Origin of the sequence: Paenibacillus sp. FSL P2-0322, assembly GCF_037975315.1 — a bacterium.
GTDB classification, from domain to species: domain Bacteria; phylum Bacillota; class Bacilli; order Paenibacillales; family Paenibacillaceae; genus Paenibacillus; species Paenibacillus polymyxa_B.
The window spans coordinates 281,846-295,116 of the sequence record NZ_CP150243.1 but is presented as its reverse complement, the minus strand read 5'-3'; the positions used below and the strand labels follow the sequence as shown (position 1 = coordinate 295,116).

The 13,271-nt window shown below is 40.0% G+C and carries 10 protein-coding genes and 1 pseudogene; 3 read left to right on the top strand and 8 right to left on the bottom strand.

Translation table 11 applies throughout. The features are described 5' to 3' along the window. The first annotated feature begins 192 nt into the window (after positions 1 to 192). On the top strand, positions 193 to 471 hold the full coding sequence (locus MKY24_RS01285; protein WP_339202427.1) for a hypothetical protein: 279 nt from the start codon (positions 193 to 195) through the stop codon (positions 469 to 471). On the opposite strand, the pseudogene MKY24_RS01280 reads toward MKY24_RS01285, so the two are convergent. The 7 genes and pseudogenes from MKY24_RS01280 to MKY24_RS01250 all read right to left on the bottom strand — a co-directional run bounded on the left by MKY24_RS01280 (position 392) and on the right by MKY24_RS01250 (position 10,387). Beyond that, a pseudogene (locus MKY24_RS01280) lies at positions 392 to 1,112 on the bottom strand (IS3 family transposase). The gene MKY24_RS01285 and the pseudogene MKY24_RS01280 overlap by 80 nt on opposite strands. Positions 1,113 to 1,199: 87 nt before the next feature. After that, the gene (locus MKY24_RS01275; RefSeq protein ID WP_339201270.1) at positions 1,200 to 1,469 is read right to left on the bottom strand and encodes a hypothetical protein; all 270 of its coding nucleotides are present in this window, start codon (positions 1,467 to 1,469) and stop codon (positions 1,200 to 1,202) included. A gap of 13 nt (positions 1,470 to 1,482) precedes the next feature. Beyond that, on the bottom strand, positions 1,483 to 2,004 hold the full coding sequence (locus tag MKY24_RS01270; RefSeq protein WP_339201269.1) for a hypothetical protein: 522 nt from the start codon (positions 2,002 to 2,004) through the stop codon (positions 1,483 to 1,485). Positions 2,005 to 2,017: 13 nt separating this feature from the next. After that, positions 2,018 to 3,436 (bottom strand): TIGR02679 domain-containing protein, encoded by a 1,419-nt coding sequence (locus tag MKY24_RS01265; RefSeq protein ID WP_339201268.1) that lies wholly within the window; start codon positions 3,434 to 3,436, stop codon positions 2,018 to 2,020. Between the two features lie 31 nt (positions 3,437 to 3,467). Then, positions 3,468 to 7,571 (bottom strand): TIGR02680 family protein, encoded by a 4,104-nt coding sequence (locus MKY24_RS01260; RefSeq protein WP_339201267.1) that lies wholly within the window; start codon positions 7,569 to 7,571, stop codon positions 3,468 to 3,470. 12 nt (positions 7,572 to 7,583) lie between these two features. Beyond that, on the bottom strand, positions 7,584 to 8,813 hold the full coding sequence (locus tag MKY24_RS01255) for a TIGR02678 family protein (protein ID WP_339201266.1): 1,230 nt from the start codon (positions 8,811 to 8,813) through the stop codon (positions 7,584 to 7,586). Between the two features lie 32 nt (positions 8,814 to 8,845). Further along, complete coding sequence (locus MKY24_RS01250) at positions 8,846 to 10,387, bottom strand: TIGR02677 family protein (RefSeq protein WP_339201265.1); 1,542 nt, start codon at positions 10,385 to 10,387, stop codon at positions 8,846 to 8,848. Positions 10,388 to 10,664: 277 nt separating this feature from the next. Here MKY24_RS01250 and MKY24_RS01245 point away from each other — a divergent pair, with 277 nt between their 5' ends. After that, positions 10,665 to 11,126, top strand: coding sequence for a hypothetical protein (locus MKY24_RS01245; RefSeq protein WP_339201264.1), 462 nt, complete (start codon positions 10,665 to 10,667; stop codon positions 11,124 to 11,126). A 319-nt stretch (positions 11,127 to 11,445) separates the two neighbouring features. Here the strand turns inward: MKY24_RS01245 and MKY24_RS01240 are convergent, their stop codons facing one another. Next, positions 11,446 to 12,096 carry a Vat family streptogramin A O-acetyltransferase gene (locus MKY24_RS01240; protein ID WP_339201263.1) on the bottom strand — a complete coding sequence of 217 codons (651 nt, stop codon included), beginning with the start codon at positions 12,094 to 12,096 and terminating at the stop codon, positions 11,446 to 11,448. A 617-nt stretch (positions 12,097 to 12,713) separates the two neighbouring features. Between MKY24_RS01240 and MKY24_RS01235 the strand changes: the two genes are divergently transcribed. Continuing rightward, positions 12,714 to 13,235 (top strand): ClbS/DfsB family four-helix bundle protein, encoded by a 522-nt coding sequence (locus MKY24_RS01235; RefSeq protein WP_071639122.1) that lies wholly within the window; start codon positions 12,714 to 12,716, stop codon positions 13,233 to 13,235. The last annotated feature ends 36 nt before the right edge of the window (positions 13,236 to 13,271 follow it).

Here is a 13,271-nt window from a genome sequence, read left to right as displayed (position 1 = left end):
CTAATTACTTATCTTTTGTCTTAATTTTTCTATTAATTTTGCATCCTGTTTCGTGAACACGCCAAATGCTGTTTCATAAAATCACAAAAAACGATATTTTTTTTATTTTTGTATAAGACATACAGTTGTCATATTGAGAATGGTACATATAAAGGAGTGAGTATCATCCATATCATTTAAAGGAGCGATTAGATGTCCAGCTACGACTACGCTTCCAAATTGGAGTTAAAAGAAGCCATTCATGCCTCCTACTTACGATTTGACGGTGAATTCCAGGAGATCGACGAGAGCCAAAAGGATATTCGTATCCCCGAAGTAGATAAAACACCTGCAAATGGGGACGGGGGACTGACCCCCGTTTGTGAGACAGGGATCAAAACACCTTGCAAGTTTAAGCAGCCAGTCGTCGGAAATCTACCGGCGACTGGTTATTTAGTTTCGCTTGAATCCGAATTGAGTTATAGTGGGTGATGTAGTCTCGAACGGTCTGTTCAACGATTGCAGTCGTTGTACACATGAGATCTTCGAGGTAGAACGTTTCAGACTTTAGTGTGGAATGAAACGATTCGATGGGGGCATTATCAGCGGGCGTTCCTTTACGGGACATGTTCATGGTAATGCCTTTTCCCTTTACTGCAGCTTGGTAAGCCTGTGACGTATATACGCTTCCCTGGTCGCTATGGAGCAGCATGCTTGTCCGTTTTGGAAGTTGATTCAGCGTATCCAAAACCAAGGACGTATCTTGCTTGTCCGCTATACTGTAAGCCACAAAGTGGACTCGATCCAGGCAATGACGACTTGAGGTTCCACCTCCTTTCCAGTTCCTTGTACTTTTTTAGCAGGTCCAGTTGCTGCTTCAGGAACCGGTTCTCTGCTTTTACTTTTTCGAGCTCCGAAGAGTGTTCCGGACCTTTTCCGTAGCTGTATTGTTTACCCACAGGCTGCTCCAGACGATGCCCTTCGCCTTTTCGATACCACCTCATCCATGTTTTTAGCTGTGTTTTATTCCGTATTCCCAACTTCTCCATAACCTCTCTTACCGGAACTCTTGCTAATCTCATTTCAATAGCTTTCATCTTTATTTCTAAGGGGTAACTCACTCTCGTTGCCAACGTAAAAACACCTCCAAGGTTATCTCCATATCTTACGACATGGCTCGATTCTCTTGAAGGTGTTTTGATTTGTCTCACGTTATGGGGTCAGTCCCCAGCCTCCGTTTCATTCATAAGGTCTTTAAATATTTTATTGGAATTCTGAATTCGTCGATCATATTCCGCTTGTCCAAGCTCTTGGATCAAATTTATACGAACTTTCTTCATGTCGTGGTCTATCTCTTCTCGAGCTTCTTTAGGGGCAGGGACAATCATAGTACCCTCAAGTTCTCTCATAGAATTTCTTGTTTTAAATGCACTTATACCCTTGTTCACAGTTCTTATACCTAGAGCTTTATTACGAGCGAGTCTGGACATGATTATCATCTCCTTATTTATAGTATAACCCAATAAGGCGATATGCATCAATGTCGTTAAGGTACATACGGGAGCCTAAATTTTTAGCATTGAATCTGTCTGCATAATAACTGTAGAGCCTTGTCTTAGGTGTAAATGCAACAAAACCATCTTTTCCTGCTTCAAAGCTTTTTAAACAAGCAGCTCCTAGTAAAACATCTGTTACATTAATAAATTGTCTTTCAGGATTGTTAAATCGGTTATGTGGTGAGCTTTCCAATAAATCAATATACACATGATCCTCTGCCACTCGGTATGCGATGGCTCCCTGCATGCTTTTGTCACCGATGATACTTAATTTATAAGCACTTGATTCTCCATCTTCTTGAAGATACCGTTCCCAATGAAATCCTTGCTCCCATCCTAAGCGATGCAGATTCTTGGATTCATCCACATTCATTGGAATAACTTCAGATGCGAACATTTCTCCCTTTATATGCTTCAACTGCCAAGCAGGCATACCCTCAGCACCTATCAGATTAAATTTATTAGCCATTCAATAATCGGTTTCAAACCCTGACAGCTTCATGGATCACTTCAATGAAGTCCTCACGTAATTCCTTACCAAATAATTCTTGATATACTTTTTTAGCTCCAACTTTCACCATTTCCTGCTCTAAGACATTGATGGATTGTCCTAAGTTTTTTAAATCTTCATTGGATAAAGCTACACTTCGCGTAGAGATATATTTGCGGTAAATGGACACATCCATCCTCCAGGCATGAAACTGTGCTGTAAATTGTCCCTCTATCCCATGCATCATCTGCAAACCGTGCCAATCCAGATCGCCCGAATAATAAATAATGCAATCAGGGTTGGAAGCTAGACACTTGTCTATAAATAATTTAGAAGCAGTTCTTGCTTGTCCAATGGTGCAAATAAGAGCCGGAAAACTCTCTGGGAGCTGCTCTAAGGAGAGTCCGTTTTTATTCAGGAAGTGAATAGTCTCATCTGCCAGATGAGAGATCGCAGAAGGATTTTCAACAATGTATAATGCCGAGTACCTCGGTAAATGCTCCATTTCCTCTATTTCTCGCAAGTTCAATGTACGAGGAGAAGTACCTTTGATTAAGTTTGGTACAAAAACGTGAGATATAGAGCTAAGATCGTCATCCTTGACACCGAAATTTCTATACACTTGACGCTCTAGTAAATATTCAGGAACCACCGTACGATCACTCTCTAGCGTTTCATTTGCAAGTACCCTTCGCATATCTATATCATATAAAGCATGCCCTAATAGTCTTCCAAGTGACCTTTTTTTATCAAAGGCATGTGAATCCTGAGTCACATGTGCAGCGAATGCAGGTAAAGTAATTTTCTCAGTGGATACCCCCCTTTCTGCAAACATTTCTTTCTTCTTAATAAGTAAATGCCATAGAGCGCTTAAACAATCAAGCAGATCAGAGTAAGCATTTTCTCCTTTATTGAAGGTACTCCTCAATACTCCATAGCCCTTAGCGTCTCCCGCCTGTAACCTACTGAACCAGTTAAAAGTTTTTTGATTAAATGTTTGAATCTCCGCTTCAGAAATATTAAATTCACGTTTAAAATCCTGCCTCACTTTTGTAAAAAGATCCATCCAGGCTGTTAATTTCAATTCTTTTTGTTCGTGTCTCGTCAATAGCTGTTTACCATATAAGACATCATATAAATCCGGTATTGTTAGTTTATAGCCTCGTTCCAATTCCTCAGCAAAAATCTTTAAATGAACTTCAACTTCTGAACCAGGACGAATTAATCGTCGTGTGCGATAGCCAAAATAGTCTTGCAATCTCTCTGCTTCAGCCACCGTCTTTACAATGATCCGAGCGTTCCCTTTCACACCATTAAGACCTTGATATTTATTGAAAACAGTGGTCAATAAGTTTTCAAAGCTAGGATCGGCATAATATTGCTTGGCTGTTTTCCGATTAGCAAGTTCCATAACACACCTCTACGCTGCATATAGATTTAGTTCAATCCATGAGTATCTTACTTTCACCATCCCACCGATAATGGAACAATGTAACGATATCCGTATCTTTGGGTCTGTGTATTTCATATATCGCCAGATTAGGCACCGTATCGTAACAGCCCCATAGAACTTGAGAAGTCATTATATAATCAAAGCCCATGTCAGTCAGTAAATGAAACATATCTCTCATATTAGCGTCATCCACGCCTGCAAACGCTTCATCCAACGAGATAATTTTAGGCGCTTCTGTATCAGCATCACTGTATCTGGAATAAGAAGCGACAAACAAAGGAATATACATAGCCATGGCTTTCTCGCCACCACTCAGCACATTAAATTTACGATCCGTCAATTCCGTATAATTAGTTCGTTCTCCTTTTAAATGCTCCAGTCTGAATTGAAACCAGCTTCGGTAGTCGAGTTGTGAGTAAATGTACTTACGTAATACTCCGTCTTCCTTTTGAGCTTCCTCTTTTGCCCGAGATATCTTTGTCCGAAAATGAGTAATGACCTCTTCAATCTGCTCATCGTCCATACGATTGGCATCTAGCATCAATAAATCCACCAAATCCGTTGTGTCCAATTCATTATCACTACCACGTTTGAGAGGTTCCCATTTCAACGAGAGCTTTAACCCACTGGAAGTATTTCTTTGCTTCATTAATTGATCCATTTCCTCCACCCAATTTCTTGCTTGGTGAATTCTTTTACGGATTGCCTTTCCTACGCTCCCGATAATGATCTCCTCATACAAATTGCGATCTTTGGCTGTAAGTAGAACCTGCTGTTCCTCAATTTGTTGAGTTAACTCCTGTAATACCGCCGTTGGAGTCATCGGGTTCATACGATCTCTTTTGGAAAGAAGAATGATTCGGCTCGAGTTCCCCCCCCCATGATCCATCTCTAATACATAGTCTTGTAAATTTGTTTTCCCTTTGTGAAACTCCTGCGTCAAGTCATTAACCATTCGCTCTCGAGTTAGATTTGTGAAGAGATTCGCATATTCATTTGTAATCTGTTCGCAGCATTTCACAATTTCTAATATAGAAGTTTCGGCTTCTATCTGGCCAATAAATGTTTTCCAGATAGGTAACAGCGCTAAGTTTATTTCCATTTTCCAGAGGGCTATTACATCATCCAATTCACTTTGAATTTTGTTCAATTTTTCTTCTTCATTTTTAAGGCTTGTACTTACCTTCCCTAAATTGTTGTATTGTTGCTCTTTATCATTTTGTAATTGAATAATATTGCGTTTAATTGTATCTTTTTCTTCTTTATACTTCGTAATTCGTTCATGAATTTCTTGAATTCCCATGTTTTTGACTAGTTTATTGAGTAAATCTACTTGAGCTGTCATCCTTACTCTCTGATCTTCCCGATCCCTTACCTCCATTTGATCTCCCTCAACGAAGATGAGCAATTCGGCTTGTTGTTCCTCTTGATTATCCTTTAATTGCAATGTACTACGATGCTGCTCCCAGTAAGAGTAAAGGTCAGATATGCGGCTTTGATAAGCAGAACTAAGTTCAATCGCCTCAGTTATTTGATGCTCTTTTTTCAGTAAGGACCACTCTGCGGTTTGTTCAGTTAACCTTAATTGTAGCTCTCTCCAGTCTGAAACCTTTTCTTTATAACGCTCTTCCACTTTCTGCTCTTGAATCATGAATTGTTCCAGCCGAAATGTTATTTTCATCAGGCTTTCCAATTGCTTCTGAAGCTCAAGATCCTGAGGAAAAGTTTCGAATTCAATATCCATTTCCTGCTGATGTTGTGTCAATAACTCAAGTTGCTGGCTGATGACTTGAAGTTGTTCATTTGTATACTGTATTTCTACTTGCAACTTCGCCATCTCTAACTCTTTTGTGCGTAAGCGATTTGCTTCTCCGATAAATTCAGAACGTGATTTGGAACTATTCTTGCCAGAGATAGGTCCCAGGTTAAATTCTCCCGTTTCAGCAATGAATGCACCTGCCGTTTCAATACGAGTTATGGATGGCTCTATTTGCTGGTTCCACCCTATCGAATCTAACGCACTTGTAATATCCTCCACTGACAGCCCACTCTTCTCCGTAGGTGTTGCATACAGTACAGAACTTAGCGTTGTCCCCTTTATCCGATTTACAGGTTGAAACCACACTTCTTCATTGTGCTCCTGGTCTAGTACACCAACCTGACCACCTGGTAAAATCCATGCATCTAACAGACCCGCTTGATCCAATGTTTCTTCCAGTTGCGCTTGCTGTATGTCTGTTAAATTTTCATTAAACTCACACACCGTATAGAGTGGCGCCCCTCTCCCTGTCCCTCTGTGTTTGCGGGCGGAATCTCTATTGTCAGTCCTTCTGGGCTCTGGTTCTCTAGTCACTCTCCACTGATTAAGTTCCTCTTCAAGTCTAGTAGTCTTGGCTTGTACAGAAAGTCTTTCCTGATTTAATTGAACTTTTTGCTGCATAATTGCTTCTTTCTTTTGTTCATAAGCTTGTACAGCGGGCTGACGTACGGGTTCATATTGACGGTTACGAGTAGTGAGCGAAGTTAAAGCACGTAAACTTTCTCGCAATTGCTCTCCTTGCGCAGGGATATGCTTCAACTCTTGATACCAGCGGACCAACAGTTCTCTCATTCCTTCTTTTGTTGACTCCACATGCTCAGCCTGTTTTGCTTGCTCACCTTCGGCCTGATGCCGTTCCTTGTGGACTTCTCCAAGTTGAATTTCCATTTCTTTGACGGCTCTCGAAGCCTCCCCTTCTTCTCTCGCTGTTTGTTGCGCCAAAGCCAGTTTTTTCTTATGAGCTTCAAGGTCTTGCAACCAGCTTTTATGCCAGCGCTCTTCCTCAGGAATGGCACGGTTCCACAGTCCATGATAAATATCGTGCTCGTGAAATTCGATGATGCGTGCTATATCTTCCAATTCACTGATCGTTTCATCCTGTTCGTTGACAATCTGGTTTAAAGAGTTGTTTAATTGTAAAATCTCCCTCTTTAGACGTTCCAGCTTATCCTCATTGGTTTTAAGACGGTGTGCAAGGCTCTGAAGCTGCTTGTGTACCTCCTTCAACTGTTCTTCAACAAGTTCCAATTCCCGTTGTTTTCCAACTGCTTCACCTTGGTTTAAAGTTTCCAACTCCATCTCCACAATTCCAAGGCGCTGATGGTAATCGTCTAGTTGGCGTACAACCCTCTGACGATCTTCTTCTAATTGCTTTAATTCCGTTTGAATATGTTCAACTTGATTATTATTCTTGTTATACGCCTTCCATTTTTGAATCACATCAGTGGATGCTTGTTGTAAGAGGAACTGATTATAGCTGTTATAACTTTTTTCAATCCGACTGATCTCCTCTAGATGTAACTGTAACTCATCCAGCCGATCTGTTATTTGGTCCATTTCCTCCAGAACGTCAGATAACGAACTCAGATCTTCTTCCATAAGCGGAGGTAATGAATTATTTAAAATTTCATATATAGATGAAGGTTTGAAATCTTTAGATAATTTTGGACTACGTAGCTCCAACAGCAGTTTCAATAAATCTTTATAAGATTCTATCTCTCTAAACCCGAATAGTGCTTTATTCACCATTTCTTGATAGGCACCCTGCCCCTGAACTACTTGTCCACCGGATGCTATTTGTTCTTCTAAAGATTTACGGTTAAGGGGCACCTTCTTGCCTTCTTCTAACCATAAATTGTAATCATACAGATAAAGATCTTCACCAATTCTTCTGTTATCTTCAAGCAAAAAACCCCAGAAACCAATCTGTGTAACACCACGCCGGGCTCTAAGTCCAATCCCAATCGTTTTATATATTTTTTTGGCAGGATGATAGAATTCAAGCCAAAGATAGCCGGTCCGATCTGTATGCCCCTCGTTGCCATCTCCCAGTAGATAATATTCAAGACGACGATCACGTGATCCAAAAGGGTCCAGACGTTGGGGGCGCTTATCTCCATCTAACACGAGTGGAATCAAACTTTGCATCGTGACCGATTTACCTGAACCGTTCGTTCCACGTAAAATTAATCTACCTTCCTCAAAGTGAAACTCTTCTTCATCGTAGTACCAAAAATTAAAAATTCCTGCTCTGCTCATATGCCAACGATCCATACCATACCCTCCCTAATCAACCTGATCTGTTAATACATACTTAATTTCCCATCTTCCCCCAGCCCCACTTAACACAAAAAACATATGATCTTCCCAGTGTCCGAATCCCCACTCTTCCAAATGATTACATAGTGCTTCAGCAAGTACAGCAGAATCCATATTTTTATGTTCATTCGTCCAAAACTCTCCATGTTCCGCTTTTAAATGAATCAATATACGCTCTATTTCATGCTTAGTGAGTCTCACAAGTCCGTCTAGCTCTACCTGCATCTTTGTAACTGGATCTGTGACCATACTTCGGATTTCCCCACATACAAGCATGGCTAAGTCTGACAAAGCAGATTGTGTTGGAAATGTCTCTGATTCAGAAGTTACATTCGGCTCGAAAAAAATAATGCCTTCACGATACTGGCTTCCTTCCCATCCAAACATTATCTTCATTTGGCTCACTAATTCCTTCGATTCTTTGCGAAGATAGGATATATCACCCTGCCACTGATAATTCAATAAGATGGGTTCCAGTAAAAATCGACGATATAGATTGTGTTTCTGTTGCAAAGCTTTCTCTTTCGTATCCAATCCATAAATTATAGTATCCTTTAAATCTTCCATATTTGTAAAACTAGAAAGCTCCACGGGGAAATTCCGCAAAAAGTAACGTGAATAAGGGGTACACTCATACAACACATCATGATGTGTTGTATCATTCACCCAGTTTGATTCTTCTCCGTCAACAGCCTGAACGATTTTCAAGCTCTTCAGTTTTTTCAACGCTCTAGCCATTGATAATCGATGATAATAATTGACCCAATCCACTTCCATCTCTTGTTCGACCATATGCTGCCTAATCTCAATAACTAACTGGGTAAGTAAGAATTGTTCATTCTCTGTTTTATTTTCCAAATACCAGAGGCTATATGTGAACAGAGCATAATCAAGTGGTTTACTAAATTCTGAAAAACCCATCCAAGGAAAAGCAACAGCAGGTACTTTCTCCAACTTAATAAAATGGCGATTCATAATGATTGTGTAGCCTGTATAATTCGTAAACCAGTCTCTCAACTCGAAATATTGTTCTTTAATCCAGTAATAGAGCTCCTCATCCTCATGCTTATCAATCCACGAACGATTTAATAAAGCATTCATACAAATTTGTTTTCTTTCTTCGATTTCATTCGGACCCGTACGGTTCACTCGATGTCTTCTGACACTGTTGATCTTACCTACTTTTATTTTCTCCACCTATATATCCTCCATAGTGGTTATTATGTCGACTACTGTTGTGCACTCAACCAGGCAACTTGACCTTCCCATGCCTTATGATTCATAACTGTAAAAACAAAATTATGGTTTAGTAGTTCAAGTGTGCCATCCTCACAATGTAAAAGAGTACGGTTATTCCCCAATGGCGTGTTCATCTCAATCTGGACGCCTTCGGATGTCTGAATAGAAGAAGTAGAAGAAGCGTTACAACGGCTAATCCAATCTAGCAACTGCAATCGGGTAATAGAGCTAATAGGACCCAGTTCTGCAATATTAATGGTTCTAACGGCCACCATCTGAATTAGAAATTGTAGTTCTTGCTTCTGTTTAATTAGGAATGCCTCTCTAAATTGTTTTTTTAGCTTACTGTTATCAGTAGCGGCATCTGAATCCTGCCGTTCATTCTTTTTTCTGCTGCGGGAACGAATCGTCCTTGATATTAATGTTTCTTGCCACATTGACATTTCTTTGCTATCAGATCCCCTTATATCTTCACCCTGCAAATGACGGCTTTGGAATAAACCAAATGCATAAGCAGCTAGTTTGTGGGAAGTATTCAATTCATTGATGTTATAAAACCATTTTCCTAAATGATCCAGATCTTTTTTTCTACTGATGCTGGATCGTTTTTTTTCCTGGATTCGTACTGCACTCTTTACGACCTTTACAATGGCTTCCTTTGTTGCCCGCTCCAATAACACGGAATCACTAATGGATTCCTCATCGCCCAGAAACCACCTATTTAAACTGCTCCATTTATCTTGAAGTTCACTTAAATATTCTTCTTTTGAAATCGACTGTTCCAATTTAGGAATTAACCATTCATCTTCCATAACCGCTGAGAAGAAAATTTCTCTTACTCCTGCTGTTATACGATGCAATCTACCTTCAATTTTGTAAGAACGCCGCTGCAACGCTTGTATGAAGTCCTGTAAATAGTGAGTAATGGAATCCTTATACAACAAAAAAGTATCCGTAGCCATCAATTCTTCTGCCATCCCCGTTTGCAGACTTGCTATATAATCCACAGATGTCTCATGTAACGTCTGGAAGACGTTGAATAACGTTTTCCAATACTCCAGTGCCTCTCCAGGCTCATATATACCTACATTAACACTGACTTTATTTAATGTATCTGCAATCTTGTCAAAAAGGGTGGGTTCCAATGAACCACCGTAGCCCCGAATTGATTCCAGGCTTTCAAGCATCCGTTCGATTTCAATTGAATAGGGAGTTAGCAGATAACGGAATTTTTTGCGAAGATACTCTTCAACGGTTACTACACGTTCTCCTCCGTCGTGCTGGGCAGTTAAATTACCCCATTCCACCAATTGATTGAGGTCAATCTGACATTGCTCTAGTGTGTAATTCTTATGCAGTTTCCATTTCATTAGCTCTTCATAAATAAACTCAGGCTTGAGCCAGTAATTCAACTTCTGATACTGCTGATAAATAAGACGCATGATGGCACGATAACGGGTAACATTATCTGCATTCACATACTTTAATTCTGGGACGCCACGCAGCGACTGTAAGTCAGTAATTTTCCTCACAGCAACCTCCTTACTCTGTAAAAGAATGAAGTAAATAAGTTATTTTCTCTTTTTTTATGGGCTTAGTAAACTCGATCAAGCTACAGATAATCTTCCTCTCAGTACTTAAGTGCCCTTTTAAATAAACTTAACCTACTCCCTTATGAGTAAGTCATTCAATTATTGTCGCTTCTAACAACGGTATTGTAACATAGACAAAATTAATATTCCGTTATATTGTGTCTATATATAATCAATAGTATTTAGGTTTTGTACAACAACAATGTAGGAGGTAATTATGATGCAATTCAATGAGAACTTAGCAGAAGATTTAGATTATATTTTAAAAGGATGTGAATCTGAAAAAGAATTAAGACGTTTACGCAGAATAGCTTGGGGATTTCTACACAACATTGATAAGCGAATAGCCAAGGAAGTTCCATCTAAAGACAACTCAAGTCTATGTCCCCATTGCCGCAGTAGCAACACTAAGAAACATAGCAATTCCTCGTTGATACGATCCTACTGCTTGGATTGTAAGCGAGCTTATCTCACCCATTGGAACACTCCCTCATTTTTTTATAGAAAGCACAATCACAAAAATATATTCGACTATATCTTCTTAATCTATAAGACGGATAAAACAGTTACTCAAATCATTGATGAACTTCCGATTTCAAAAAGTACATACTATTCATGGAAAAAAGGACTCATCCCTGTTCATCCTTTCCTTGAACCATTTTTCAAAAAAAGACGCTAAAACCAGCTAACTTCTCAACTACACCTACTTTTTGCGCCAAATTCAAAAAGGTAAAAAAAAATTAGCAGTATCCCAAACCACACTTTTTCGCACTTATATTCATCATTACATTCCTTTATAAGATTTTTTTAACATTTAATACACCCCTATGTATCACTCAAGTTACGTTTATTTTTACCCTTTTTATAATAATGAACGGTAAGTAATTGTTATTTCCACTCCTCAAATTCACAGGGCGGAGTGAGCCATTATAAAAAACAAAAAAAGCTACCTTGAGCAGAAGGCAGCTTTTACGATTGATAACACACTCCATGAGCTGTCACTCGGCAGCTAGGAGTTGCTTGACTGCATCAGCAGAATTTACGGATACCAGTTGATCCATATAGCGAAATAGCTTTTCCTCTTCCCAGTCCCACCACTTGAGCTTAAGTAGTAATGTGATCGTTTCTTGGTCAAAACGGGGTCTAATTACTTTCCCCGGATTGCCGCCAACAATTGTATATGGCTCTACATCTTTGACGACAGTAGAGTTCGATGCGACAATGGCGCCGTCTCCTATTGTAATTCCTGGCATTATAGTTACGGACTGACCAAGCCAGACATCATTGCCGATGATTGTATCTCCTTTAAAAGGTAGTTGTTCCAGACTGGGGGTTACCTTTTCCCAACCGCCGCCAAAGATATTAAATGGGTAGGTCGTTAACCCGTCCATACGGTGATTGGCACCGTTCATGATAAAGGTGATTCCCTCTGCAATGGCGCAGAATTTTCCGATTTTCAGTTTATCTCCTAGAAACTCATAGTGGTGCTGAATATGGTCATAAAAAAGCTCTGCTGGATGGCTATTGTCGCTGTAATAAGTATAGTCGCCAATCTCGACATTCGGTCGAGCTGGTAGATTCTGAATATAACAGACGCTGGTTACATCTTGAATGGGGTGGAGTTTGTGTTTGTCTGGGGCAAAGGACATTTGGGTTCCTCCTAATATGGGTGAGCTTAAAAGTTTCATATGGTGCCACTACGCAGTTGGATGGTGCTTCCCATCGCCACCGCCCCCGGATTTCTTGAATAAGTTATATTAGGGTAGAAATCCGGGGACAAAAGCGACCGCTTCGCTTGTACAGCACCATTCTATCTACTCCGTTTTCATGTATGTTCCAGTTCAACTTATATAGTAAGTTTGACCCACGCACTCATGTAGAGTGCGACATTGTAAAAGAAATTAGAAACATGGAATCTTTTAGTAATTTCAATCCACGCACTCATGTAGAGTGCGACGCGAAAATTGGTCATATTAGACCTACTTCGTTATTATTTTAGCTTAAAATAGTATTCATAACATCCTAATTGGGATAGAATATACCATCTATGTTCACATTCCATTCACATTCGACAAGTATTCGACAAAATCTGAGATGCGAAGGACCCGGGGTTTTCATGGGAGCTTCACATTCGCACCAAAATAAAACACGCCGCACGCTGTTTAAAACTAAAAAGATATTTTTAAATAAGACATACAGCTGTCATATTGAGAATGGTACATATAAAGGAGTGAGTATCATCCATATCATTTAAAGGAGCGATTAGATGTCCAGCTACGACTACGCTTCCAAATTGGAGTTAAAAGAAGCCATTCATGCCTCCTACTTACGATTTGACGGTGAATTCCAGGAGATCGACGAGAGCCAAAAGGATATTCGTATCCCCGAAGTAGATAAAACACCCGCAGAAATGATCGCCTACCAGCTCGGATGGCTTCATCTTGTCATGACATGGGACAGGGACGAACGGGAAGGAAAAACTGTCATCATGCCCGCTCCCAATTATAAATGGAATAGACTAGGCGAACTATATCAATCATTTTACAAGACCTATTCCCACCAATCTTTACGTGAATTACGTGATATGTTCAAGTTGACTGAGCAAAAGTGGCTGGATTGGATCGACACACTTAGCCATGAAGAGCTCTTCACTCAAGGCGTTCACAACTGGACGGGTACTAACCCGAACTGGCCCATGGCAAGATGGATTCACATCAACTCGGTGGCACCGTTTAAAACATTCAGAGCCAGGATACGGAAATGGAAGAAATACAAAGTTCAACAGTGATGAAAAAAAGTGTGCATTGTGCTACAATACTTGAGT